The sequence below is a fragment of the Paracoccus sp. (in: a-proteobacteria) genome (genome assembly GCF_030604785.1).
In the GTDB taxonomy this organism is placed as follows: Bacteria; Pseudomonadota; Alphaproteobacteria; order Rhodobacterales; family Rhodobacteraceae; genus Paracoccus.
Genome location: NZ_JAUVVF010000020.1, coordinates 35,780 through 57,291, shown reverse-complemented (window position 1 = coordinate 57,291; position 21,512 = coordinate 35,780). Strand labels below are relative to the sequence as shown.

At 67.8% G+C, this 21,512-nt stretch carries 20 protein-coding genes; 12 read left to right on the top strand and 8 right to left on the bottom strand.

What is annotated here, in order from left to right; translation table 11 throughout:
• Window positions 1-84: 84 nt before the first annotated feature.
• The 3 genes from alaS to QAR72_RS08445 are packed head-to-tail and all read left to right on the top strand — an operon-like array spanning window position 85 to window position 3,892.
• Complete coding sequence (gene alaS / locus QAR72_RS08455; RefSeq protein WP_304616928.1) at window positions 85-2,742, top strand: alanine--tRNA ligase; 2,658 nt, start codon at window positions 85-87, stop codon at window positions 2,740-2,742.
• On the top strand, window positions 2,739-3,038 hold the full coding sequence (locus QAR72_RS08450) for a DUF1330 domain-containing protein (protein WP_304616927.1): 300 nt from the start codon (window positions 2,739-2,741) through the stop codon (window positions 3,036-3,038). Before alaS ends, QAR72_RS08450 begins: the two co-directional genes overlap by 4 nt.
• A 59-nt stretch (window positions 3,039-3,097) precedes the next feature.
• Complete coding sequence (locus QAR72_RS08445) at window positions 3,098-3,892, top strand: class II glutamine amidotransferase (protein ID WP_304616926.1); 795 nt, start codon at window positions 3,098-3,100, stop codon at window positions 3,890-3,892.
• A 5-nt stretch (window positions 3,893-3,897) separates the two neighbouring features.
• Here the strand turns inward: QAR72_RS08445 and QAR72_RS08440 are convergent, their stop codons facing one another.
• Both QAR72_RS08440 and gatB read right to left on the bottom strand, forming a co-directional pair.
• A complete protein-coding gene (locus tag QAR72_RS08440; RefSeq protein WP_304616925.1) occupies window positions 3,898-4,200 on the bottom strand; it encodes a DUF4177 domain-containing protein in 303 nt (100 codons plus the stop codon).
• A 61-nt stretch (window positions 4,201-4,261) separates the two neighbouring features.
• Complete coding sequence (gene gatB, locus QAR72_RS08435; protein ID WP_304616931.1) at window positions 4,262-5,776, bottom strand: Asp-tRNA(Asn)/Glu-tRNA(Gln) amidotransferase subunit GatB; 1,515 nt, start codon at window positions 5,774-5,776, stop codon at window positions 4,262-4,264.
• Between the two features lie 307 nt (window positions 5,777-6,083).
• On the opposite strand from gatB, the gene QAR72_RS08430 reads away from it, so the two are divergent.
• Entirely contained in the window at window positions 6,084-6,695 is a 612-nt protein-coding gene (locus tag QAR72_RS08430; protein WP_304616924.1) for a lytic transglycosylase domain-containing protein, read from the top strand.
• Between the two features lie 60 nt (window positions 6,696-6,755).
• On the opposite strand, the gene QAR72_RS08425 is transcribed toward QAR72_RS08430, so the two are convergent.
• Window positions 6,756-8,141, bottom strand: a complete 1,386-nt coding sequence (locus QAR72_RS08425) for a dipeptidase (protein WP_304616923.1) — start codon at window positions 8,139-8,141, stop codon at window positions 6,756-6,758.
• A 163-nt stretch (window positions 8,142-8,304) separates the two neighbouring features.
• Here QAR72_RS08425 and hemA point away from each other — a divergent pair, with 163 nt between their 5' ends.
• Both hemA and QAR72_RS08415 read left to right on the top strand, forming a co-directional pair.
• The gene (gene hemA, locus QAR72_RS08420) at window positions 8,305-9,534 is read left to right on the top strand and encodes a 5-aminolevulinate synthase (protein WP_304616922.1); all 1,230 of its coding nucleotides are present in this window, start codon (window positions 8,305-8,307) and stop codon (window positions 9,532-9,534) included.
• Window positions 9,535-9,738: 204 nt separating this feature from the next.
• Complete coding sequence (locus tag QAR72_RS08415) at window positions 9,739-10,932, top strand: helix-turn-helix domain-containing protein (RefSeq protein ID WP_304616921.1); 1,194 nt, start codon at window positions 9,739-9,741, stop codon at window positions 10,930-10,932.
• 7 nt (window positions 10,933-10,939) lie between these two features.
• Here the strand turns inward: QAR72_RS08415 and QAR72_RS08410 are convergent, their stop codons facing one another.
• Complete coding sequence (locus tag QAR72_RS08410; RefSeq protein ID WP_304616920.1) at window positions 10,940-11,986, bottom strand: dipeptidase; 1,047 nt, start codon at window positions 11,984-11,986, stop codon at window positions 10,940-10,942.
• 119 nt (window positions 11,987-12,105) lie between these two features.
• Between QAR72_RS08410 and QAR72_RS08405 the strand changes: the two genes are divergently transcribed.
• Together QAR72_RS08405 and parA are read left to right on the top strand one after the other, a co-directional pair.
• Window positions 12,106-12,426 (top strand): antibiotic biosynthesis monooxygenase family protein, encoded by a 321-nt coding sequence (locus QAR72_RS08405; RefSeq protein ID WP_304616919.1) that lies wholly within the window; start codon window positions 12,106-12,108, stop codon window positions 12,424-12,426.
• Window positions 12,427-12,501: 75 nt separating this feature from the next.
• Window positions 12,502-13,137 carry a ParA family partition ATPase gene (gene parA / locus QAR72_RS08400; protein WP_304616918.1) on the top strand — a complete coding sequence of 212 codons (636 nt, stop codon included), beginning with the start codon at window positions 12,502-12,504 and terminating at the stop codon, window positions 13,135-13,137.
• Between the two features lie 51 nt (window positions 13,138-13,188).
• Here parA and QAR72_RS08395 read toward each other — a convergent pair whose 3' ends face one another.
• The gene (locus tag QAR72_RS08395; protein WP_304616917.1) at window positions 13,189-13,509 is read right to left on the bottom strand and encodes a hypothetical protein; all 321 of its coding nucleotides are present in this window, start codon (window positions 13,507-13,509) and stop codon (window positions 13,189-13,191) included.
• Window positions 13,510-13,713: 204 nt separating this feature from the next.
• Here QAR72_RS08395 and QAR72_RS08390 point away from each other — a divergent pair, with 204 nt between their 5' ends.
• From QAR72_RS08390 to lepA, 4 genes are all read left to right on the top strand, one after another.
• Window positions 13,714-14,412, top strand: a complete 699-nt coding sequence (locus tag QAR72_RS08390) for an HAD family hydrolase (RefSeq protein ID WP_304616916.1) — start codon at window positions 13,714-13,716, stop codon at window positions 14,410-14,412.
• Entirely contained in the window at window positions 14,409-15,314 is a 906-nt protein-coding gene (locus QAR72_RS08385) for a DMT family transporter (protein ID WP_304616915.1), read from the top strand. Before QAR72_RS08390 ends, QAR72_RS08385 begins: the two co-directional genes overlap by 4 nt.
• Before the next feature lie 158 nt (window positions 15,315-15,472).
• The gene (locus tag QAR72_RS08380; RefSeq protein WP_304616914.1) at window positions 15,473-16,168 is read left to right on the top strand and encodes a type 1 glutamine amidotransferase domain-containing protein; all 696 of its coding nucleotides are present in this window, start codon (window positions 15,473-15,475) and stop codon (window positions 16,166-16,168) included.
• A 65-nt stretch (window positions 16,169-16,233) separates the two neighbouring features.
• Window positions 16,234-18,033 carry a translation elongation factor 4 gene (gene lepA, locus QAR72_RS08375; protein ID WP_304616913.1) on the top strand — a complete coding sequence of 600 codons (1,800 nt, stop codon included), beginning with the start codon at window positions 16,234-16,236 and terminating at the stop codon, window positions 18,031-18,033.
• 24 nt (window positions 18,034-18,057) lie between these two features.
• On the opposite strand, the gene nadC is transcribed toward lepA, so the two are convergent.
• The 3 genes from nadC to nadA are packed head-to-tail and all read right to left on the bottom strand — an operon-like array spanning window position 18,058 to window position 21,507.
• Window positions 18,058-18,903 carry a carboxylating nicotinate-nucleotide diphosphorylase gene (gene nadC, locus QAR72_RS08370; RefSeq protein WP_304616912.1) on the bottom strand — a complete coding sequence of 282 codons (846 nt, stop codon included), beginning with the start codon at window positions 18,901-18,903 and terminating at the stop codon, window positions 18,058-18,060.
• A complete protein-coding gene (locus QAR72_RS08365; RefSeq protein ID WP_304616911.1) occupies window positions 18,900-20,450 on the bottom strand; it encodes an L-aspartate oxidase in 1,551 nt (516 codons plus the stop codon). The genes nadC and QAR72_RS08365 overlap by 4 nt, the downstream gene beginning before the upstream one ends.
• 4 nt (window positions 20,451-20,454) lie before the next feature.
• Window positions 20,455-21,507, bottom strand: coding sequence for a quinolinate synthase NadA (gene nadA, locus QAR72_RS08360; RefSeq protein WP_304616910.1), 1,053 nt, complete (start codon window positions 21,505-21,507; stop codon window positions 20,455-20,457).
• Between the last annotated feature and the right edge of the window lie 5 nt (window positions 21,508-21,512).

Here is a 21,512-nt window from a genome sequence, read left to right as displayed (position 1 = left end):
TGCTGGACAGCGCTGCGGGGCGCGGTTAGACCGTTGCGCAGGCCGGCGATGCCGGACAGACCCGTTTTGCGATGAAGGCCCGCCATGCCCAGTCTGAATGACATCCGCCAAACCTTCCTTGGCTATTTCGAGAAGAACGGCCACCGCGTGGTGGAGAGCAGCCCTCTGGTGCCGCGCAACGATCCCACGCTGATGTTCGCCAATTCCGGCATGGTGCAGTTCAAGAACCTGTTCACCGGCGTCGAGACGCGCGATTACCAGCGCGCGACCACGGCGCAGAAATGCGTGCGGGCGGGCGGCAAGCACAACGATCTGGACAATGTGGGCTATACCGCGCGGCACCACACCTTCTTCGAGATGCTGGGCAATTTCAGCTTTGGCGATTACTTCAAGGAAGGTGCCATCCCCTTTGCCTGGGAGTTGCTGACCAAGGAATTCGGCATCCCGAAGGACCGGCTGCTGGTCACCGTCTATCACACCGATGACGAGGCGGCAGAGATCTGGAAGAAGGTCGCGGGGCTGACGGACGACCGGATCATCCGCATCCCGACCAGCGACAATTTCTGGCAGATGGGCCCGACCGGCCCCTGCGGCCCCTGCACCGAGATCTTCTTCGATCATGGCGACAAGATCTGGGGCGGCCCTCCGGGTTCGGCGGACGAGGATGGCGACCGGTTCATCGAGATCTGGAACCTCGTCTTCATGCAGAACGAGCAGTTCGAGGACGGCTCGATGCGTGCGCTGGACATGCAGTCGATCGATACCGGCATGGGGCTGGAACGGATCGGCGCGCTTCTGCAGGGCAAGCACGACAATTACGACACCGACCTGATGCGGTCGCTGATCGAGGCCAGCGCGCATGCGACCAGCGCCGATCCCGACGGACCGGGCAAGGTGCATCACCGGGTGATCGCCGACCATCTGCGCTCGACCAGCTTCCTGATCGCGGACGGGGTCATGCCCTCGAACGAAGGGCGCGGCTATGTGCTGCGGCGGATCATGCGCCGGGCGATGCGTCACGCGCATATGCTGGGCGCGCAGGATCCGGTCATGCACAAGCTGGTGCCGGCGCTGGTCCGGCAGATGGGCGCGGCATACCCTGAGCTGACCCGCGCGCAGGCGATGATCGAGGAGACGCTGCGGTCGGAGGAGACGCGCTTCCGCCAGACGCTGGACCGGGGGCTGCGGCTTCTGGACGACGAGCTGGCCAAGCTGCCCGAAGGGGCGGATCTGCCGGGCGAGGCAGCCTTCAAGCTGTATGACACGTTCGGCTTTCCGCTGGACCTGACGCAGGACGCTCTGCGCGAAAAGGGCCGCGGCGTGCAGATCGAGGGTTTCGACGCCGCCATGGCGGAGCAGAAGCGCATGGCGCGGGCGGCCTGGTCGGGCTCGGGCGAGGCTACGGATGCCAAGGTCTGGTTCGAACTGTTCGAGAAGCACGGCGCGACCGAGTTTCTGGGCTATGACACCGAAGAGGCCGAGGGCCAGATCATGGCCCTGGTGATCGAAGGCGCCGAGGCGGCCGAGGCGGGCGAGGGCGCCAAGGTCGCCATCGTGGTGAACCAGTCACCCTTCTACGCCGAAAGCGGCGGGCAGGTCGGTGATACCGGTCTGATCAAGACCGAGACTGGCGCGGCGCGCGTCACCGACACGAAGAAGATCGCGGGAATCTTCGTTCATCAGGCAGAGGTCACGTCCGGAACGATCAGCCACGGGCAGGGCGCGCAGCTGGCGGTGGACCATGACCGGCGCAGCGCGATCCGGGCGAACCATTCGGCCACGCATTTGCTGCACGAGGCGCTGCGCGGGGCGCTTGGCGAACATGTCGCGCAGCGGGGCAGCCTGAACGCGCCTGACCGGTTGCGCTTTGATTTCAGCCATAACAGCGCGGTCACGCCCGACGAGATGGCGCAGATCGAGGCCGAGGTGAATGCCTACATCCGCCAGAACAGCCCGGTCGAGACCCGGATCATGACGCCCGACGATGCGCGCGCGCTCGGGGCGCAGGCGCTGTTCGGCGAGAAGTATGGCGACGAGGTCCGAGTCGTCTCGATGGGCGCGCAGCCGGGCAGCGGCAAGGGCGCGGATGGCGCGACCTATTCGCTGGAACTCTGCGGCGGCACGCATGTCGCGCGCACCGGCGATATCGGCGCCTTCGTGCTGCTGGGCGACGGGGCGTCGAGCGCCGGCGTGCGGCGGATCGAGGCGCTGACGGGACAGGCGGCGCTGGATCATCTGCGCGACGCCGACCGCCGGCTGGGCGAGGTTGCGAGCATTCTCAAGGCGCAATCGGCGGATATCGTGAACCGTGTCCGCGCGCTGGCCGATGAGCGCAAGGCGCTGGCCAACGAGGTCGCGCAGCTGAAGCGCCAGCTTGCCATGGGCAGCGGCGGCGGGGCCCAGGCCGAAGAAATCGCGGGCGTGAAGTTCATCGCCCGTCAGGTCGAGGGCGTTGGCGGCAAGGAACTGGGCGCGCTGGTCGACGAGATGAAGGCGCAGCTGGGCAGCGGCGCGGTGCTGCTGCTGGCCGAGGATGGCGGCAAGGCGACGGTCGCCGCCGGGGTGACGCCGGACCTGACCGGGCGGATCAGCGCGGTGGCGCTTGTTCAGGCCGCGACGGCGGCGCTTGGCGGCAAGGGCGGTGGCGGCCGCCCCGACCGCGCGCAGGGGGGCGCCCCCTCGCTTGCGGCCGCGGAAACCGCATTCCAGGACGCGCGCAGGATCATCGAGGACAGCAAATGACGGCTTTGTGGATTGCCCATGTTCATGTGACCGACCCCGACGCCTATGGCCTTTACGCCAAGGCCGCCGGGCCTGCGATCGCCGCGCATGGTGGGGTCTTTCTGGCGCGGGGCGGGCGCTATCACGTGCTGGAAGGCGCGGATCGCGCCCGTCACGTGGTCGCGCGCTTCCCCTCGCTGGATGCGGCGGTTGCCTGCTATCACAGCAGCGAATACCAGGCCGCGCTGGCCCATGCCAAAGGGGCCAGCGAACGCGACCTCGTGATCGTGGAAGAGGTCCCTCCCGCGACGGAATAGATGAAATCTTTGGGTTTTCATGCTAACCCTGTCGCAAAAGTGACGCAAAGGGGCAGGGCATGTGCCGTTGGGCCGCCTATCTGGGCGAACCGATCTTTCTGGAAGACATCGTCAGCCGGCCGGCGCATTCGCTGATCCGGCAGAGCCAGGGCGCCATGCGCTGCCACACACCGGTCAATGCCGACGGGTTCGGCATCGCATGGTATGGCGAAAGGCCCGAGCCGGGACTTTACCGCGACGTGATGCCCGCCTGGTCGGACCCCAATCTGCGCAGCCTGGTCGGACAGGTCCGGTCGGGGCTGTTTCTGGCCCATGTGCGCGCCTCGACCGGCACGGCGACCAGCCGCAACAATTGTCACCCCTTTACCGTCGGGCGCTGGAGCTTCATGCATAACGGCCAGTTCGGCGGATATGATGGTTTCCGCCGCCATGCCGACGTGCTGATCCGGGACGAGTTCTATCCCCATCGCAAGGGCGCCACCGACAGCGAGGCTTTGTTCCTGATCGCCTTGGGCGAGGGGCTAGACGACGATCCGCGCGGCGCGATGGAGCGCGCGGTCGGGCGCTTGGGCGCGCTGGCGCGTCAGCGGGGCGAGGCGCCGCATGTCCGCGCGGCCTGTGCCCTGTCGGACGGGCAGCGGCTTTATGTCCTGCGCTACAGCAGCGACGATCAGGCGCCGTCGCTCTATCACCGCTGGTCCGCCACGCGCCGGGGCTGGGCCGTCGTGTCAGAGCCGCTGGAGACCGACGAGGCCGATTGGCAGGAGGTTCCGCCCGGCAGCTTCTGCGTCTTCGAGGGCGAGCGCTTCGATATCGCGCCCTTCGATCCGCAGGCGCTGAGCGCCGCTGCCTGAGCCGGTCACTCGTCCCGGGTTTCGGGGGCGGGTTCGGGTTCGGGCGCGATCACGGGGACGGGCGCTGCCGCCGGTTCGGCCTGAAGGCGGCGGAACACCAGGACGTTGTGATAGACGGTGCTGCGCCCGGTCAGGCCGCTGCGCTCTTCGCTCGGCAGGACATCAGCGCGCAGGTAATCCCAGCCATCGGCCGCCATGCGGTTCAGTTCCGCCGCCAGCGCCAGCGCATAACGGTCGGTCGGCGTCTTGGCGTCGCGGGCCTTCTCGCCCCGGGTCGGCGCGGGAATCACGGCATATTCATAGCGCATCGGGCTGTCCTTGTGGTGATGGGCCGGAAGGCGGGCGCGACCCGGTGCCGCGCCCTTCGGGTCAAAGACCCAGTTTCTGCGCGACGAGGTCGTTCACCGCCGCCGGATTGGCCTTGCCGCCCGTGGCCTTGAGCACCTGACCCACGAACCAGCCCGCAAGCTTGGGATTGGCACGGGCCTTCTCGACCTGCGCGGGATTGGCGGTGATGATCTCGTCCACCGCCGCCTCGATCGCGCCGAGATCGGTGACCTGCTTCATGCCGCGCGCCTCGACGATGGCGGCGGGATCGCCGCCCTCGTTCCACAGGATCTCGAACAGGTCCTTGGCGATCTTGCCCGAGATGTCGCCCTTGGCGATCAGATCGATCACGCCGCCCAGCTGCGCCGCCGTAACGGGCGAGGTCGCGATGGTCAGCCCTTCCTTGTTCAGGCGGCCGAAGAGTTCGTTGATGACCCAGTTCGCGGCCATCTTGCCGTCACGGCCGGCGGCCACGGCCTCGAAGTAATCGGCATTCTCGACCTCGGCGGTCAGCACGCCCGCATCGTATTCGGACAGGCCCAGATCCTTGACGAAACGGGCCTTCTTCTCGTCGGGCAGTTCCGGCATCGCTGCGGCGATGTCATCCACCCAGGTCTGATCGATCTCCAGCGGCAAAAGGTCGGGATCGGGGAAGTAGCGGTAATCATGCGCCTCTTCCTTGGACCGCATCGAGCGCGTCTCGCCCTTGTCGGGATCGTAGAGGCGGGTTTCCTGCACGACCGTGCCGCCATCCTCGATGATGGCGATCTGGCGGCGCGCCTCGTATTCGATCGCCGCCTGGATGAAGCGCAGCGAGTTCATGTTCTTGATCTCGCAGCGCGTGCCCAGATGGCCGAAATCGCCGGTTTCCATGAAGCGTTCGTAATCGCCGGGCTTGCAGACCGAGACGTTCACGTCGGCGCGCAGGTTGCCGTTCTGCATGTTGCCGTCGCAGGTGCCCAGATAGCGCATGATCTGGCGCAGCTTGGCGACATAGGCTGCGGCCTCTTCGGGGCCGCGGATGTCGGGGCGGCTGACGATCTCCATCAGGGCGACGCCGGTGCGGTTCAGGTCCACGAAGGACATGTTCGGGTCCATGTCATGGATCGACTTGCCGGCATCCTGTTCCATGTGGATGCGCTCGATCCGGACGCGGCGGGCGATGCCGGGGCCCATATCCACGATCACCTCGCCCTCGCCCACGATGGGGTGGTAGAGCTGGCTGATCTGGTAGCCCTGCGGCAGGTCCGGGTAGAAATAGTTCTTGCGGTCAAAGGCCGAGCGCAGGTTGATCGCCGCCTTCAGGCCAAGGCCGGTGCGAACGGCCTGGGCCACGCAGAATTCGTTAATGACCGGCAGCATTCCGGGCATGGCGGCATCGACGAAAGCCACGTTGCTGTTGGGCTCGGACCCGAATTCGGTCGAGGCGCCCGAGAACAGCTTGGCCTTCGAGGCGATCTGCGCATGGACTTCAAGGCCGATCACCAGTTCCCAATCGCTTTTGGCGCCCTGGATCACCTTGGGCTGGGGTGCGGCATAGGTCAGGTGGTCAAGCATCGCGCGGGCCTTTTCATCGGTCATTCCGGTCTTTCGCGCCTTGTAGGACAGGCTGCGGGTCTTGTCACGAGGCGGCAGCCGGACAGCGGGCACACGAATCGCCCCCCACGGGCTGGAATTGCCTGATATGTATGCGCTTTTGGCGCACCGGCCGTGAATCCGAGCCGGATCGGCGGAAATCCCCCATCCGCCCGGCGGGCTTGTGGCGTGATTCTGCCGATCCGCCAGCCCCTTGGCGCGTCGCCATTGCGCGAATGCGGAAAGCGCCGCATCGGGTTCCAAGCTGAAACAACCTCACGAGCCCTCGATGCGCACCGCGCTTGCCCTTGCCGCCGTTGCCCTGATCGCCGCCTGCGCCCCGGCCGCCAAGACCGAGGCCCGCGCTCAGGCCGAGGCACGGCAGATGTCGCTGGCATCGACCCCGCCGATGCGGTGGGGTGCAAGGCAGGGATCGGATGAATGGACCCGCGCGACCTTGGCCGCGCTGGACCGCGAGGGCGCCACGATCATGTCGCGCGTGCCGGAAGACGTTCAGACCTTCTGCCCGCAATATGCCGCGCTGGACGAGACCGGGCGCCGCGCCTTCTGGGCGGGGCTGCTGTCGGCGGTGGCCAAGCATGAAAGCACCTACAACCCGAATGCCGCCGGCGGTGGTGGCCGTTGGCTGGGCCTGATGCAGATCGCGCCCGCGACCTGGCGGCATTACGGCTGCACCGGCAATATCCGCAACGGTGCGGACAACATGTCCTGCGCGGTGCGGATCATGTCGCGCCAGGTCGGGCGCGACAACGCGGTGGCCCATGACGGAAGCGGCTGGCGCGGCGTTGCGCGGGACTGGGCGCCGCTGCGCAATTCCTCCAAGCGCGCCGACATCGCCGCCTGGACCTCGTCCCAAAGCTATTGCCGCGGCGGCGCCTGAGCGTCACCACGGACGAAGCCTGAGGGGCGCGCGAGCCGCAGGGCCGCGCGCCCTTTTGAATCAGCGCAGCGCCGCCAGAATGCGCGCCCAGGACCGCGCGCCCTTGGCGAAGCTTTCCAGATCGTATTTCTCGTTCGGCGAATGGATGCGGTCGTCGTCACGGCCAAAGCCGATCAGCATGGAATCCATCCCCAGCAGCTCCTTGAAATCGCCCGCGATGGGAATCGAGCCGCCCGCTCCGATAAAGGCCGCCTCGCGCCCCCATTCCGCGCCAAGCGCCTCTTTCGCCAAGCCAAAGGCGGGGTCCGACACATCCATGACGCTGGCCGGGCTGGCGCCGTGGTCGTGGAACTCGACCCGGCAATCGGCGGGCACGAAGCGGCGGACATGGTCCTGAAAGGCGGCGCGGATCGCTTGCGGGTCCTGTCGGCCTGTCAGGCGGAAACTGACCTTGGCACGGGCTTCGGCCGGCAGCACGGTCTTGAAGCCGTCGCCCGCATAGCCGCCCGCGATGCCGTTGATCTCGGCCGTGGGACGGTTCCAGACCATTTCCAGCGGGGTGCGGCCCTGTTCTCCGACGGGCTGCGACAGGCCCACACGGCCCAGAAATGCGGCGGCATCGAAATCCAGCGCCTGCCAGTCGCGCGCCAGTTCGGGGGTCAGATCCTCGACGCCGTCGTAGAAACCGGGCAGGGTGACGCGCCCGGTCTCGTCCTTCAGGGCGGCCAGCGCCTGCGCCAGAACCATGATCGGGTTTGCAGCGAGGCCGCCGAAACTGCCCGAATGCAGGTCGCGGTCGGCGGCATGGATCACGACCTCCTGTCCCACAAGGCCGCGAAGCTGCGTGGTGATCGCCGGACGGCCATCGGCGTATAGCCCCGTATCGCAGATCATCGCCAGCGAGGCGCGCAGATCGCCCGCATGATCGCGCAGGAACGGACGCAGAGAGGGCGAGCCGGATTCCTCTTCGCCCTCGAACAGCAGGATCAGGTCAGAGGGCAGGGCGCCGTGGACGGCCTTCCATGCGCGGAACGCCTCGATGAAGGTCATCAGCTGCCCCTTGTCGTCCGAGGCGCCGCGTCCGCGGATCACCCGGCCCGAAGGCGTGTCCTCGATCGCGGGCTCGAAGGGCGGGCGGTCCCACAGCGCCAGGGGGTCGACCGGCTGGACGTCGTAATGGCCATAAAACAGCAGACTGCGCGCACCGCCGGGGGCCGAGCGGGCGACCACCATCGGATGGCCGGGCGTGTCATGGATCCGCGTCTCGAAGCCCAGTTCGGTCAGTTCGCGCGCCAGCCATTCCGCGGCAGTCCGCACATCGCCCGCATGGGCCGGATCGGTCGAGATCGAAGGGATTCGCAGGAATTGCATCAGCCTTTCAAGCGCCGCATCCCGGTCCGCATCAAGCTGCGTCAGGATGTCCGCCAGTCTTGTCGAATCCGTCATTTTTCCTATCTTTCCTTGGGTATCCGCTGGGATTGGACATGCTTCTTTCGTCTAGTTCGACGTTTTTGGCCTGTCCTTTTCGTGCCTTGACCTCTATCAATGTCGGGCCGCGCGTGATCTGACAATGATTGCACCCAGCCAGCTATGCAAGGGAACGCCCGCAATGAACTATGATGCCGCCCTCGACCAGGCCATCGCTCGTCTGCACGATGAAGGGCGCTATCGCACCTTCATTGATATCGAGCGTGCCAAGGGGCGTTTTCCTCAGGCCGTCTGGAACCGTCCGGATGGCGAACAGCAGGAAATCACCGTCTGGTGCGGGAACGATTATCTGGGCATGGGCCAGCATCCGGCCGTCCTTTCGGCCATGCACGAGGCGCTGGACGCGACCGGCGCCGGGTCGGGCGGGACGCGCAACATCAGCGGCACGACCGTCTATCACAAGCGGCTGGAAACCGAACTGGCCGACCTGCACGAGAAAGAGGCCGCGCTGGTCTTTTCCTCGGCCTATATCGCCAACGACGCCACGCTTTCGACCCTGCCCAAGCTGTTCCCCGGCCTGATCATCTATTCGGACGAGCTGAACCACGCCTCGATGATCGAGGGGATCAAGCGCAATGGCGGGGCAAAGCGGATCTTCCGCCACAACGACGTGGCCCATCTGCGCCAGCTGCTCGAGGCCGACGATCCGGCCGCGCCCAAGCTGATTGCCTTTGAATCGATCTACTCGATGGATGGCGATTTCGGCCCCATCGCCGCAATCTGCGATCTGGCCGACGAATTCGGCGCCCTGACCTATCTGGACGAGGTTCATGCGGTCGGCATGTATGGCCCCCGCGGCGGCGGTGTGGCCGAGCGCGACCGGCTGGCCCACCGCATCGACATCATCAACGGCACGCTCGGCAAGGCCTTCGGCGTCTTCGGCGGCTATATCGCGGCCAGCGCCAAGATGTGCGACGCGATCCGGTCCTATGCGCCGGGCTTCATCTTTACCACCTCGCTGCCGCCGGCAGTCGCGGCAGGGGCTGCGGCATCGATCGCGCTGCTGAAGACGCCCGAGGGGCAGAAGCTGCGCGACGCCCAGCAACTGCACGCGCGCATCCTGAAGATGCGGCTGAAATCGCTCGGGATGCCGATCATCGACCATGGCAGCCATATCGTGCCCGTGCATGTGGGCCATCCGGTCCATTGCAAGGCGCTGTCGGACATGCTGCTGCGCGACCACGGCATCTATGTGCAGCCGATCAATTTCCCGACTGTACCGCGCGGTACGGAACGCTTGCGTTTCACGCCCTCGCCGGTGCATGATCCCAAGCAGATCGACCACTTGGTTCGGGCGATGGATCGGCTCTGGTCGCACTGCGCGCTGAATCGCGCCGAATTGAGCGCCTGATCCCGTTCTTGGATGAACTGCTCTCGCCCGCGTGATAACGTCCGGGTAAAGAAGAGACAGGGGCGGTGATTCGGACCGCCCGACTGGCGGGCGTAAGAGGCAATTCGGATGAGCAGGCTGCGGGCGCAACACCCGGCAGAGGATGTCGTTCAGATCGGGGATGTTCAGCATTTCCTGAACGATGATACTCGCCTCGGCGATATCATGCGGGGCGAACGGGCCACGCTTGGCAAATCGCTGCTGGACGTTCAGCGCGAGCTGCGCATCCGTGCCTCGTATGTCGCCGCCATCGAGAATTGCGACATCTCGGCCTTTGACGCGCCCAGCTTCATCTCCGGCTATGTGCGGTCCTATGCGCGCTATCTGGGCATGGACCCCGACTGGACCTTCCGCCGCTTCTGCACGGAATCGGGCTTCCAGCCGACGCATGGGATGGCGCCCTCGGCCGCCGGGCCGAAACCCGTCCGTCGTCCCTCGGACCCGGCCGAGGCCCTTGCCAATCCGCGCGCGCTGTTCATCCCGCAGGAACGCAGCTTCTGGGCCGATCTCGAGCCGCGGGCCATCGGCGCGCTGATGGTGCTGATCGCGCTGATCGCGGGGCTGGCCTATGGCGGTTATGCGCTGCTGCAAGAGGTGCAGCGCGTGACGCTGATGCCGGGCGACGACCTGCCGCAGCTTGTCACCGAGCTTGATCCGACGCAGGGCGCGGGCCTTGCCGGTCCCGATCTGGAAGCGCGCGATCCGGCCGAGATCGCCCGCCGGCTGCCCCAGCCCGAGGCGCTGGACCGGCTCTATCGTCCGCAGATCCTCGAAGCGCCTGTCCTGACGGCGCGCGACGGTCCGATCGCCGCGATCGATCCGGGTCTGGCCGAGACCGCCACGACCGCGATTGCGGGGGCAGGCGGTGTGGCGATGCCGCAACCCTCGCAGGCGGCGACGCAGGTGGCGGATTTCGGTCCGCTGATGCCCGCCGATCTGGCGCTGTCGACCGATATCGCGACCATGGTCGCCGATGCCGTCCCGGCCGAAGGCGGCGTCCGCACGCTGGCCCCCGACGCGCCGCAGCTTGAACTGCTGGCCGCCCGTCCGGCCTGGGTGCGTGTGACATCCGCCGATGGCACCGTCCTGCTGGAGAAGATCATGGATGCGGGCGAGCGTTTCGCCCTGCCCAAGCTGGAAGAGGCGCCGCGCCTGCGGACCGGCAATTCCGGCGCGGTCTATTTCGCGGTCAACGGCCAGACCTACGGCCCGGTCGCGCCCGGCGCCCAGGTCGTCAGCAATATCGAGCTTGCGCCCGCCAGCCTGACCGAGCGTTTCGCGCTGGCCGATCTGAACGCCGATCCCGAACTGGCGCAGATCGTCTCGGTCGCCAGCGCCGAGCAGCCGGCGGCCGAGTGATCGGCCCTCAGCGCCAGGTCCGTTCCAGCACCGACAGCCAGTTATCGCAGGCGATGCGCCGGATCAGCGCGTTGCCATAGCCGTGATCCTGCATCGCCGCGATCAGGCGCGGCAGCGCGGCCGCGTCGGGCAGATCGCGCGGCATCAGCGCGCCGTCGAAATCCGAGCCCAAAGCCACGCCTTCCTCGCCCAGGATCGACAGCAGGTGATCCAGGTGGCGCAGCATCACGCCGATATCCTCGAGTGGCAGGCGCCGCCCGTCGGCCCGCAGGAAGCTGGAGGCGAAGTTCAGACCCACAAGCCCTCCGCTATCGGCGATCTGGCGCAATTGCCGGTCGGTCAGGTTGCGGCTGCTGGGGCACAGCGCATGGACGGCGCTGTGGCTTGCCACCAGCGGCGCATCCGACAGTCGCGCGATGTCGTCGAACCCGGCCTCGTTCAGATGCGACAGGTCCAGCATGATCCCCAGGCGGTTGCAGGCTGCCACCAGCGCGCGCCCGGCCGGCGTCAGCGGCCCGCCCAGATCCGGCGAGGAGGGAAAGGCGAAGGGCACGCCATGTCCGTGCCGCGTGGGCCGCGACCAGACCGGCCCGAGCGAGCGCAGCCCCATCGCGTGCCATAGATGCAGCGCGTCCTCGTCGCGGATCGCCTCGGCCCCTTCCATGTGCATGACGGCCGCGAAGCCGCCCGCCGCGATGGTGGCGCGCAGATCCGCAGCCCGCGTGACGATGGTCAGAAGGCCCTCGCGGTTCAGGTGGTGTAGCGCGGCGGCCTGGGCAAAGGCCGGGGGCAGCGCGGCCTCTGGCGCGACTTCCGCCGGCAGGGGCAGGGCAAAGGGCGGGTTCTCCATCTGGTGCAGATGGGCCGCCTCATCGGGATGGGCTGGCGAGGGGACCCAGATCGCGAAGAATCCGCCCACCAGACCGCCCGCACGGGCGCGCGGCAGGTCCAGATGGCCTGCGCCGTCGCCCTGCTGCCACAGCCTTGCGGCATCGGGTCCGGCGGCCACAAGCCGCTGCACGGTGTCGTTATGGCCGTCGAATACGGGGATCATGGCAAGGCTCCGGTCGGTTCGGCGGCAGAATGCACATCCTGCAAGCCGCCCGCAATGCGCTTTGCGCGCGCGCCGGGGCACGTTAGGCTGGACGCATCAGCCAGCGAAAGGCCAGCCCCATGCCCAGCATCACGCCCGATTTCGACGGCCAGACCGTCATCACGACCTTCGAGGTCACGCCCGGCAGCGCGCATGACGTGCTGGACCTGCTGACCTCGGCCTGGGCCGAAGTGATCAGCCGCCAGCCCGGCTGCCTTGGTGGCGCGATCCATCTGAACGACGCCCAGACCCGCATCGCCACCTATTCGCAATGGCGCGACCGGCGCGATTATCAGGCCATGCTGCGCGACCCGGAGATGCGTCGCCGCAATCGCGAGATCCACGCCATGTGCAAGAGCTTCGAGCCCGTGATGTACGAGGTGCAGTCGGTCCATCCCTGATGCTGCACATGCAGAAAGATGGTGCATTCGCGCCCCGCGCCTTCTAGGCTGCATCAAACGGACCGGAGGATTTCCATGGCGGGGCGGATCATCACCGTGGCCCAGCAGAAGGGCGGCAGCGGCAAGACGACGATGGCGGTCAATCTGGCGGTGGCGCTGCACGGGCGCGGCCACTCGGTGGCGCTGGTCGATACCGATCCGCAGGGCAGCATGGGCCGCTGGTTCATGGAACGTATGGCCGCGCAGGGCGAGGACGAGGCGCTGGATTTCTCGACCTCGTCGGCCTGGGGCGCCAGCTACGAATCGGAGAAGCTGAAGAAGCGGTTCGATTTCGTCATCATCGACACGCCGCCCAAGATCGACAGCGATCTGCGCCCCTCGCTGCGGGTGGCCGATCTGGTTCTGGTGCCGGTGGCAACCAGCCATGTCGATCTGTGGGCGACCGAGGGCGTGCTGGATCTGGCGCGGCGCGAAAAGGCCGAAGTGCTGGTCGTGCTGAACCGGACCCGTCCCAATACGCGCCTGTCGGCCGATGTGGCCGAACGGGCGGCGGAACTGGGCGCGGCGGTGGCCGACACGCGGGTCGCCAACCGCGTGGCATATGCCGAGACCTTGGGGCAGGGGCTTGGCGTGGTCGAACGCAGCAGCGCCGGCGCTGCCCGCGATGAGATCGCGGCCCTGGTGGACGAAATCCTCACCCGCATCGGCTGAGCGCGCGCCCCGGCCCCAAGGGGCGAGGACAACGCAAGGCAGAAGCCCGTATCAGCGGCGGCAGAGCGTTTCGGCCTGCGAGGCGAAATGCCGGTAGCGGCGCCAGAATTCGCTGTCGCCGTTGCGCTTGGAGGTGCGGACCTCCTGCGCGCGATGCGGATCGCGGAAGAACTGCGCCGCTCGGCGCTGATCGGCGCGCGACAGGGTCTGGTTGGCGACTTGCTGGATGCAGCCGCACAGGGCCGCATTGCCGCGCGCCCGGTCGGAACGCACGCAGGCGCTGTCGATGGGGCCGGCCACGGCCAGGGGCGCGGTCATCACCACGGCGGCAGCCGCGATCATCAGCCTGTTCAGGATGGTCTGCCTTTGCATGGACTGTCTCCTCGGGTTTCCGGTTGTGCCGGTCCTGATCCTCGCATTCGCGGGGCCTGCGCCGGTTTGCCCGGTCTGGATGGCCCTCGGCGCCCAGCCATAGCAAAAAACGGGGGGCTGCTCAATCACCGGGGGCGACGCGGTGGTTTGACAAAAGTGTGGCCGCATGATCGAGACGGATCGGGCAAGGCCGGAGGGCGGGCGATGATTGATGCGATTGGCTTGGACGCCGATGACACGCTGTGGGAAAACGAGAGCTTCTTTCGCCTGACCGAGGCGGAATTCTGTGCCCTGCTTTCCGAGCATGTCGAGCCCGAGGCCATCGCCGCGCGGCTTTTCGACATCGAACGCGCGAACCTGGCCCGCTATGGTTACGGCATCAAGGGCTTCATGCTGTCGATGGTCGAGACCGCGATCCAGCTGACCGACGGGCGCGTCGACGGCCACACGATCGGGCGGATCCTGGATCTGGGCCGCGAGATGCTGGCCCATCCGGTCGATCTGCTGCCGGGGGTCGAGGCGGCGCTGGACGCGATGGCGGGGCGGCGGCTGATCCTGATCACCAAAGGCGATCTGATGGATCAGGAGCGCAAGATCGCGGCTTCCGGTCTCGCCGAGCGCTTCGCCTCGGTCGAGATCCTGGCCGAGAAGACGCCCGAGGCCTATGCCCGCATCCTCTGGGCGCAGGACATCGCGCCCGAGCGTTTCCTGATGGCGGGCAATTCGATAAAAAGCGACGTGATCCCGGTGCTGGAACTGGGCGGTTGGGGGGTCTTCGTGCCGCATCACCAGACCTGGGCGATGGAACATGCCGAGGCGCCCGAGCATCCGCGTCTGCACGAACTGCCGGATCTGGGCGGCCTGCCCGAGCTGCTGGCCCGGATCGAGGCGGGCGCGGCATGACCGAGAATGGACGCGCCGCGCTGCTGATGACGGCGGCTATGGGCTTCTTCGCGATCGAGGATGCGTTCATCAAGACGCTGACGGTCAGCCTGCCCGTGCCGCAACTGCTCGCGATGACGGGTTTCTGCGCGGCCTTGGTCTTCTGGCTGCGTCTGGTGCAGCGCAGGCGTGCGCTGTGGACGGGCGCGTTGCTGCATCCCATGGTCGTCGCGCGCAATCTGGGTGAGGTCGTGGGCGCCTTCGGCTTCGTCGCGGCTCTGGCCAAGGGCGATCTGGCGGTGACTTCGGCGATCCTTCAGGTCCTGCCGCTGACCATCGTGATGGGCGCGGCCCTGTTTCTGGGCGAGGCCGTGGGTTGGCGGCGCTGGCTGTCGGTCGCGGTGGGTTTCGGGGGCGTCCTGCTGATCCTGCGGCCGGGCGGGGCGGCGTTCGACCCCTCGATGCTGTGGGCGGTTCTGGGCGTGGCGGGGCTGACCCTGCGTGATCTGGCGACGCGGCGCATTCCGGCGGATGTGCCTTCGGACCAGCTGTCGGCCTCGGCCTATGGGGCGATGGTGCCTGCGGGGCTGGCGCTGGCGCTGGTCGCCGGGCAGCCTGTCGTCTGGCCCGGTCCCCTCGATCTGGCGCTTCTGGCGGGGACGGTCCTCTTCGGGGTTCTGGGCTACGGGGCACTGGTCGCGGCATCTCGGCTGGGCGAGGCCTCGGTCGTGGCGCCCTTCCGGTATACGCGGCTGGGCTTTGCGCTGCTGGTCGCGATGGTGGTCTTCGGTGAGCGGCCGGACAACCTTACCCTGATCGGAGCAGCGCTGATCGCGCTGGCGGGCGGATATGCGATGTGGCGCGAGGGGCGCGGGCGGCGCCCGGCTGCGGTCGCCGCGGACCGGCTGGCGCGCAAGGGTTAGCGCCGATCCTTGGCGGGGAAGCCGGCTGCGGCCCCATCGAGGGGCCTTGCCGGCTGCGCGGCCTTGGGCCGCGCGCGCGGAACGCCCGCGGGGCACGGCGGGGAACCCGGTGCGGGCGGCTTCGGTTGTGGGGGCAACCCTCACCCAAGGAGATTTCGATGCCTCGCGCACTGTTCGTACTGACCTCGCATGCCCGTCTGGGAGATAGCGGCAAGCCGACCGGCTTTTACTGGGAGGAGCTGGCCACCCCGTATTGGGCATTGTCCGACGCGGGCTGGACGGTCGAGCTGGCCAGCATCAACGGGGGCGAGCCGCCCGCCGATCCAGCCTCGGCCGAAGGGGACGCGCTGAACGACGCTGTCCGCCGCTTTATGGCCGACGATGCCGCGATGAACCGGCTGCGCCACACCGCCAAGGTCGAGGATGTGACCGTAAGCGGTTGTGACATCGTGTTTCTGCCCGGCGGGCACGGCACGATGTGGGACCTGCCGCAATCGGCTGCACTGGGGCGGATGCTGGCCGATGCATGGCAGGCCGGCGCGGTGATCGGGGCGGTCTGCCACGGTCCCGCCGGCCTTCTGGCGGCGCGCCTGCCCGATGGTCAGGCCCTGGTGTCCGGGCGCCGCGTGGCGGGCTTCACCAACAGCGAGGAGGATGCCGTGGGCCTGGCCGATGTCGTGCCGTTTCTGCTGGCCGACCGCCTGACCGCAGCCGGGGCCGAGCATCATCGCGGTCCGGACTGGCAGTCCTTTGCCATCGCGGACGGGCGGCTGGTGACAGGCCAGAACCCCGCCTCGTCGGCCGAGGTCGCCCGGCTGATGCTTGAGGCGGCGCATCGCCCGGCAATGCCCTGACACCAAAGCGCGCAGGGCCGCGAAACCCTCTTTTCGCGCGCCCCGCGCCCCTGTATAGCCCGGCCATGACCGAGCTTGACCTCATCCGCAATTTTTCGATCGTGGCGCATATCGACCACGGGAAATCCACGCTGGCCGATCGGCTGATCCAGTTGACGGGCACTGTCGCCGAACGCGACATGAAGGCCCAGCTGCTGGACAGCATGGATATCGAGCGCGAGCGCGGCATCACCATCAAGGCCAACACCGTCCGCATCGCCTATCCGGCGAAGGACGGGCGGACCTATGTGCTGAACCTGATCGATACGCCCGGCCATGTGGACTTTGCCTACGAGGTCAGCCGCTCGATGCGCGCGGTCGAAGGATCGTTGCTGGTCGTGGACGCCACGCAGGGGGTCGAGGCGCAGACGCTGGCCAATGTCTATCAGGCCATCGACGCCGATCACGACATCGTCCCGGTCCTGAACAAGATCGACCTGCCCGCGGCCGAGCCCGACCGCGTGAAGGCCCAGATCGAGGACGTGATCGGCATCGACGCCTCGGAAGCCATTCCGATCAGCGCCAAGACCGGCCTCGGCATCCCGGACGTGCTGGAGGCCATCGTCACGCGCCTGCCCGCCCCCAAGGGCGACCGGAACGCGGCGCTCAAGGCGATGCTGGTGGACAGCTGGTACGACCCCTATCTGGGCGTCGTCGTGATGATCCGCGTGATGGACGGCGTGATCCGCAAGGGCGATCAGGTCAAGATGATGCAGACCGGCGCGACCTACCGGCTGGACAAGCTGGCCGTCCTGACGCCCGCGATGAAGGATATCGAGGAGTTGGGGCCGGGCGAGATCGGCGTCTTCACCGCCTCGATCAAGCAGGTCCGCGACACGCGCGTGGGCGACACGATCACGCATGAGAAGAAGCCCGCCGCGCAGGCCCTGCCGGGCTTCAAGCCCGCGCAGCCGGTCGTGTTCTGCGGCCTGTTCCCCGTCGACGCCAACGATTTCGAGGCTTTGCGCGACGCGATCGAGAAGCTGGCCCTGAACGATGCGAGCTTCAGCTACGAGATGGAGACCTCGGCCGCGCTCGGCTTCGGCTTCCGCTGTGGCTTCCTGGGGCTGCTGCACCTGGAGGTCATCCGCGACCGGCTGGAACGCGAATACGATCTGGACCTGATCACCACCGCGCCGAGCGTCGTCTTCAAGCTGCATATGCGCGACGGCGAGGTGCGCGACCTGCACAACCCCGCCGACATGCCCGACCTGACCCATGTGGACCATATCGAGGAGCCGCGCATCAAGGCTACGATCATGGTGCCGGACGATTATCTGGGCGACGTGCTGAAGCTCTGCCAGGACCGGCGCGGCATCCAGCTGGACCTGACCTATGCGGGCAGCCGCGCGATGGTGGTCTATGATCTGCCGCTGGCCGAGGTGGTCTTCGACTTCTATGATCGCCTGAAGTCGGTGACCAAGGGCTATGCCAGCTTCGACTACCAGATCAGCGAATATCGCGAGGATCATCTGGTCAAGATGTCGATCCTGGTGAATGACGAACCCGTCGACGCGCTGGCGATCATGGTCCACCGCGACCGCGCCGAAAGCCGCGGCCGCGCGATGGTCGAAAAGCTGAAGGACCTGATCCCGCGGCACATGTTCAAGATCCCGATCCAGGCCGCCATCGGCGCCCGCGTGATCGCGCGCGAGACGCTGTCGGCGATGCGCAAGGACGTGACCGCCAAATGCTATGGCGGCGACGCGACCCGCAAGAAGAAGCTGCTGGAAAAGCAGAAGGCCGGCAAGAAGAAGATGCGGCAATTCGGCAAGGTCGAGATTCCGCAGACGGCCTTTATCCAGGCGCTGAAGATGGACAGCTGAGGGGCCGCGCGCCCCTCGACCACTTCAGAAATCCAGACCCAGATCCAGCGTCCGCGCGGAATGGGTCAGCGCACCGACCGAGATGTAGCCCACGCCCGTCGCCGCGACCTCGGCGATGCGGTCGAGGCGCATGTTGCCCGAGGCCTCCAGCACCACGCTTCCACCGGCCATCGCCACGGCCTTGCGCAGGGTCGGGGTGTCCATGTTGTCCAGCAGAACGACATCGGCGCCGCCCTCGTCCAGCACCTCGGCCAGCTGGTCCAGCCGGTCCACCTCGATTTCCACCCGCATCATGTGCGAGGCGCGTGCCTTGACCGCCTGCAGGACCGGGCGGATGCCGCCTGCCGCCGCGATGTGGTTGTCCTTGATCAGGATCGCATCGGACAGCGACACACGATGGCTGAAGCCGCCGCCATGCAGCACGGCCTGTTTCTCGACCAGACGCAGGCCCGGCGTCGTCTTGCGGGTGCAGGTGATGCGCGCGGCCGTGCCACGCGTTTCTGCCACGAAAGCCGCCGTCATCGTGGCGATGCCTGTCAGGCGGCCCGCGAAATTCAGCGCCACCCGCTCGGCCGACAGGATCGAGGCGGCCTCGCCCTCGATCCGCGCCAGCGTCTCGCCCGCTTGGAACGCGGTTCCGTCAGGGCAGAGCGCGTCGAAGCGCAGGGCGGGGTCGATCAGCCGGAAGGCCAGCGCGGCAAGCTGCATCCCCGATACCACGCCGGCCTCGCGCGCGCGGATCTGCGCGCTGTAGCGGATGCCCGCCGGGATCACGGTGCGGGTGGTGATGTCGCCGTTCGTGCCCAGATCCTCGATCAGGGCGGCGCGGATCAGGTTTTCCAGGATCATGTCGGGCAGGGGCGGGATCATGTCGGCTCCGGTTCGGGTTCGAGACTGGCGCGCAGGGCCATCGCCCGGGACAGCGTCAGGCTGCTGCGCGCCCCCTCGGGCAGGGGGGCGGGGTGATCGCTGCGGCAATGCGCGCCCCGGCTTTCGCGGCGCAGCAGGGCGGCGGCGCAGATCAGCGTCGCGGCGGCGGTCATGTTGGCGATCTGGGGATGGGCCGCGCCTTCGGCCTCGATGGCGGCGATCCGGCGCAGGGCGCGCGTCAGGCCCGCGGCGTCGCGGATGACGCCCGCGCCTTCGGTCATGGCAGCGCGCAGGCGGCGGATCAGGGCGGGGTCGGGCAGGGGCGTGGGGGCCGGTTCCGGCAGCTGGACTGGCGGCGCGTCGCGCAGGGGCAGGTCCCCGGCCATCGACAGCGCGGCGCGGCGGGCAAAGACCAGCGCTTCGAGCAGACCGTTCGAGGCCAGCCGGTTCGCGCCATGCAGCCCGGTCGAGGCCGCCTCGCCACAGGCCCAGAGTCCCGGCAGGCTGGACCGGCCCTCGGCATCGGTGGCGATGCCGCCCATATGGTAATGCGCCGCCGCCGCGACCGGGATCGGCTGGCGCGCGGGGTCGATCCCTGCGGCCATGCAGGCGGCAAAGACGGCGGGGAAATGCCGGCCCAGATCGGGCAGGGCGCGGCAATCCAGCGCGGGGGCGCGGCCGGCCTGCGTCTCGGCATAAACGGCGCGGGCCACGATGTCGCGGGGTGCCAGTTCGGCATCGGGGTGCATGCCCCGCATGAAGCGCGTGCCCGACGCATTGACCAGCACGGCGCCCTCGCCGCGCAGGGCCTCGGTCGCCAGCGGCGCGGGGTCGGCGCCTGTGGCGATGGCAGTCGGGTGGAACTGCACGAATTCGGCATCCGCGATCACCGCACCCGCGCGGGCGGCCATGCCCATCGCCTCGCCCCGGATGCGCGGCGGGTTGGTCGTCATGGCGAAAAGCCCGCCCGCGCCGCCGCCCGCGATCAGCACAGCCGGTGCGGCCAGCGCGAGCGTGGCCGACCCGGTGGCGAGCATCAATTCGATCCCAATGATGCGGTCTCCGTCGCGGCGCAGGCCCGTGGCCACCCAGCCCTCCAGCAGCTGGACCGAGGGCGTGGAGCGCACCGTGGCGATCAGGGCGCGCATGATCTCGGCCCCGGCCTGATCGCCGCGCACCCGCACCACGCGGGCCAGGCTGTGGGCGGCCTCGCGCGACATGACATAGCCGCCATCGGCATCGCGGTCGAAGGGCGTGCCCAGATCGGTCAGCGCAAGGATATGCGCCCGCGCCTCATCCGCGACCATGCGCGCGACGGCGGGATCCACGATGCCCGCGCCCGCCCTTGCGGTGTCGGCGGCATGCAGATCGGGGCTGTCCGGGGCCGCCATGGCGGCAGCGACGCCGCCCTGCGCCCAAGCCGAACTGGCGCCTTGGCCCAGAGGATCGGGCGAGATCATCAGGACCGGGCGCGGCGCCAGAGCCAGCGCCGCGTAAAGCGCCCCAAGCCCCGCGCCGACGATCACCACGCGGTCATTGGGGATCATCGGATCAGGCCGCCAGCTGGCGCGACAGGTCGATCATCCGCTCGACCGCAAGGCGGGCGGGGGCGGCGATGGCCGGGTCCACCTCGACCTGGCCGGTCATCGTGTGCAGCGACCACAGGACCTTTTCCAGCGTGATCTTCTTCATGTAGGGGCACATGTTGCAGGGGCCGAGGAACTCGACCTCGGGATGGGCGTCGGCGATGTTGGAGGCCATCGAGCATTCGGTGACCAGCATCGCCTTTTCCGGGCGATTGTCGCCCACCCAGTCGATGATGTGCTTGGTCGAGCCCGCGAAATCAGCCTCGGCCACCACGTCGGGGGGGCATTCCGGATGGGCGATGATGCGGATGCCGGGATGCCATTCGCGGAAATCGCGCAGATCCTGCGGGGTGAAGCGCTCATGCACGATGCAGGCCCCGTCCCACCAGACGATGCGCTTCTGCGGCACCTGCCTGGCGACGTTCTGCGCCAGCCACTTGTCGGGCGTCATGATGACCGTGTCGCCTGGCATGGCCGCCACGATCTGCGCCGCGTTTGACGAGGTGCAGCAGATGTCGGATGCGGCCTTCACCTCGGCCGTGGTGTTGACGTAGCTGACGACCATGGCGCCGGGGTAGCGCGCGCGCATCTGGGCGATGCCCTCGGCGGTGATCGATTCGGCCAGCGAGCAGCCGGCCTCCATGTCCGGCATCAGCACGGTCTTGGCAGGGTTCAGGATCTTCGAGGTCTCGGCCATGAAATGCACGCCGCATTGCACGATGACCTGCGCCTCGACGCGCGTGGCCTCGATGGCGAGTTGCAGGCTGTCGCCCACGACATCCGCGATGCCGTGATAGATGTCGGGCGTCATGTAGTTATGCGCCAGCACGACCGCGCCGCGCTCGGCCTTGAGCCGGTTGATCGCGGCGACCCAAGGCGCGGCCATGACCCAGTCGGGAAAGGGCATCACCCTCGCCATCGGGGCGTGCAGATGCGCCAGTTCGCGGGCCAGCGTCTCGGACGGGGCCAGGTCGTAATGCGCGGCAAGCTCGCGGCGGATAAGGGTATCGTCCAGCAACTCGG

Excerpts from the sequence above, each read along its gene's own strand:
- alaS (WP_304616928.1), top strand. The coding sequence starts at position 85 with ATGCCCAGTCTGAATGACATCCGCCAAACCTTCCTTGGCTATTTCGAG.
- QAR72_RS08450 (WP_304616927.1), top strand. The coding sequence starts at position 2,739 with ATGACGGCTTTGTGGATTGCCCATGTTCATGTGACCGACCCCGACGCC.
- QAR72_RS08445 (WP_304616926.1), top strand. The coding sequence starts at position 3,098 with ATGTGCCGTTGGGCCGCCTATCTGGGCGAACCGATCTTTCTGGAAGAC.
- QAR72_RS08440 (WP_304616925.1), bottom strand. The coding sequence starts at position 4,200 with ATGCGCTATGAATATGCCGTGATTCCCGCGCCGACCCGGGGCGAGAAG.
- gatB (WP_304616931.1), bottom strand. The coding sequence starts at position 5,776 with ATGCTTGACCACCTGACCTATGCCGCACCCCAGCCCAAGGTGATCCAG.
- QAR72_RS08430 (WP_304616924.1), top strand. The coding sequence starts at position 6,084 with ATGCGCACCGCGCTTGCCCTTGCCGCCGTTGCCCTGATCGCCGCCTGC.
- QAR72_RS08425 (WP_304616923.1), bottom strand. The coding sequence starts at position 8,141 with ATGACGGATTCGACAAGACTGGCGGACATCCTGACGCAGCTTGATGCG.
- hemA (WP_304616922.1), top strand. The coding sequence starts at position 8,305 with ATGAACTATGATGCCGCCCTCGACCAGGCCATCGCTCGTCTGCACGAT.
- QAR72_RS08415 (WP_304616921.1), top strand. The coding sequence starts at position 9,739 with ATGCGGGGCGAACGGGCCACGCTTGGCAAATCGCTGCTGGACGTTCAG.
- QAR72_RS08410 (WP_304616920.1), bottom strand. The coding sequence starts at position 11,986 with ATGATCCCCGTATTCGACGGCCATAACGACACCGTGCAGCGGCTTGTG.
- QAR72_RS08405 (WP_304616919.1), top strand. The coding sequence starts at position 12,106 with ATGCCCAGCATCACGCCCGATTTCGACGGCCAGACCGTCATCACGACC.
- parA (WP_304616918.1), top strand. The coding sequence starts at position 12,502 with ATGGCGGGGCGGATCATCACCGTGGCCCAGCAGAAGGGCGGCAGCGGC.
- QAR72_RS08395 (WP_304616917.1), bottom strand. The coding sequence starts at position 13,509 with ATGCAAAGGCAGACCATCCTGAACAGGCTGATGATCGCGGCTGCCGCC.
- QAR72_RS08390 (WP_304616916.1), top strand. The coding sequence starts at position 13,714 with ATGATTGATGCGATTGGCTTGGACGCCGATGACACGCTGTGGGAAAAC.
- QAR72_RS08385 (WP_304616915.1), top strand. The coding sequence starts at position 14,409 with ATGACCGAGAATGGACGCGCCGCGCTGCTGATGACGGCGGCTATGGGC.
- QAR72_RS08380 (WP_304616914.1), top strand. The coding sequence starts at position 15,473 with ATGCCTCGCGCACTGTTCGTACTGACCTCGCATGCCCGTCTGGGAGAT.
- lepA (WP_304616913.1), top strand. The coding sequence starts at position 16,234 with ATGACCGAGCTTGACCTCATCCGCAATTTTTCGATCGTGGCGCATATC.
- nadC (WP_304616912.1), bottom strand. The coding sequence starts at position 18,903 with ATGATCCCGCCCCTGCCCGACATGATCCTGGAAAACCTGATCCGCGCC.
- QAR72_RS08365 (WP_304616911.1), bottom strand. The coding sequence starts at position 20,450 with ATGATCCCCAATGACCGCGTGGTGATCGTCGGCGCGGGGCTTGGGGCG.